3 protein-coding genes are annotated in these 2,047 nt (G+C 69.1%); all 3 read right to left on the reverse strand.

Translation table 11 applies throughout. The annotated features are described in order from the left end of the window. Positions 1 to 544: 544 nt before the first annotated feature. Positions 545 to 904, reverse strand: a complete 360-nt coding sequence (locus IH45_RS0142505; protein WP_234440903.1) for a hypothetical protein — start codon at positions 902 to 904, stop codon at positions 545 to 547. A gap of 145 nt (positions 905 to 1,049) precedes the next feature. After that, a complete protein-coding gene (locus IH45_RS0142510) occupies positions 1,050 to 1,514 on the reverse strand; it encodes a hypothetical protein (RefSeq protein ID WP_030682505.1) in 465 nt (154 codons plus the stop codon). Then, positions 1,511 to 2,047: hypothetical protein (locus tag IH45_RS1000000150520; RefSeq protein WP_234440904.1), on the reverse strand; the 537-nt coding region annotated here is incomplete at its 5' end. The genes IH45_RS0142510 and IH45_RS1000000150520, both read right to left, overlap by 4 nt.

Consider the following 2,047-nt stretch of genomic DNA (forward strand, 5'->3'; position numbering starts at 1 on the left):
CCCCCGCCCTCTTGCTCCCCCCTCCGCGAGCCACCGCGCCGATTCGGGCGGAGGCTGCCTCCAACCCCCACTCGGCCCCACCGCCCCGCTCGGCCGCCTACGCGGCCCTCGCCGCGCTCGGCACCGCCGACCTCCGCATGGTCCTCTCCGCCGCCGAATGCGACGCCCTCGAAGCCTTGGCGGAGCAATGGCTCGCCAACGGCGCGACCAGCGCCCACCTCATCGCCGCCCTCACCGCCGGCCTGCCGTCCGACGTCCACTCCCCGGGCGCCATGGCCCGCGACCGCCTGACCCGCAAACTCCCACCCCCACTCCTACCTTCACTCCCACCCTCGCCCCAGCCCTCAGCCTCAACCAGCCCAGCCCCGCTGGGGCCCCCAACGGCATCCGCTCCACAACGCGTACCGGCCCGCATCATGGAATGCACCGAATGCGGCGTCCCGGGTCGCCCGGAAGCCCTCCCCGGCGGCCTCTGCCGCACCTGCCGAGGCGACATGCCACCCCCGGACCCGGCCGCCGCCCGCGATCACGCCCAACGCACCGCTCACTTCGCCCACCTCTGCCGCTCCCTCTCCCGCCCCGGCTCGACGGAGGCCAGCACACAACGCGTAGGCAGCGGCAGCAACAACCACACAAAAACCAACTGAATCCCAGGGAAGATGAAGCCGCCCGCGTACCCATGAACGAGTACCAGCCATGGCACCATCGGAATCATCAACAAAAAACTGGCCAGCACCCGGAATTCATCCTGTTCCCGCAGCGTCCGGCGCCTGGACAAGAACATGAGGATGAACAGGGACGGCACTCCGAAGTAGCCGAACAGCCAGGCGTCCCCGAGCAGTACGTACCGCAGGCGATCCGCCCCGTAGCCCCCTTCTCCCGGCAACGTTGCCCACACCGCCACCCACCCGATGCTGAACACCGCGAAGTACCGAAGCGCGCAGTCCAGCAACCACAACCCCGTACGCTCCCGCCCATCCCCCGGCTCAACCGTCCGGACGCTCATCGCCCGCCCCGCCCCGCTCCCGCACCCGCCCGCACCGTCGCCCTCACTTCGCCCATCTCTTCCGCTCCCGCTCCCGCCCCGGCTCCACCCAGGCCAGCACGCATCGCGTGGGGAGCGGCAGCAACCAGCCGGCGAAAACAATCTGGACGACCGGAAAGACGACGTAGGAAGAGCCGAACCCCAACATCAACGGCGCCACCGGAATCGCCAGCAGCAGCCCGGCCAGCACCCGGAACTCGTCCTGCTCCCGCAGCGTCCGGCGTGGGGCGAGCAGCAGGATGATGAGCAATGACGGCAGCCCGACCAGGCTGAACATTGCAATCCCTCCGGTCACCAGCTCTTCCAGCAAGTTCGGCAGTCTGCGTGCTTCGTCGGTGCGCTCCGGCAACATCGTCCAAGCGACCTCCCACGCGAACCAGAAGACCGCCGTGTACCGCAGGGCGCAACTCGTCATCCACGGCCCGAAGCGCTCCCGGGCGTCCCCCGGCTCAACCGTCGCCTGCCTCACTCCCCAACCATCCGCATGTGCGGATCACTTTCCCGCCCGTGCACCGTCACCGACGGCCCGGGCACCGGCAACAGCACAGCGGCGAACACCGCATGGGCGATCACGTGGATCACCATGACGTGGACGGGCTGCACCATCAGCAGCACCGCCAACGGCGTCGGCAGGCTCAGCAGGTACCACATCAGCCCCCGAAAGGTCAGCGGCTCCATGCGCCGCCTCGCCGGCAACATCATCAGCAGCACGAGAAGCACCCACACCCACCCGACGAGGGCGAACCAGCTCCACGTGAACGTGAACAGATTCGCCATCCCGTCGAGGTAGTCCCGCTCACCGCCCCCGCCGAACCGAGTGTGAGGCGGAATGACGCAGGACACCGCCGCGGACACCACGAGCAGAGCGACCAGATACCGCCCAGCACTCCGCAGCAGCCACCACGGCCCCCACCCCCGCCGAGCCCCCGGCGGATCAGTTTTGAACGCGTTCACATCCAGATCATGCCAGACCTGCCCCACCCCTCGCCCCGATCCCCATCC

The sequence above is a fragment of the Streptomyces rimosus subsp. rimosus genome (assembly GCF_000720725.1).
GTDB classification, from domain to species: domain Bacteria; phylum Actinomycetota; class Actinomycetes; order Streptomycetales; family Streptomycetaceae; genus Streptomyces; species Streptomyces rimosus_A.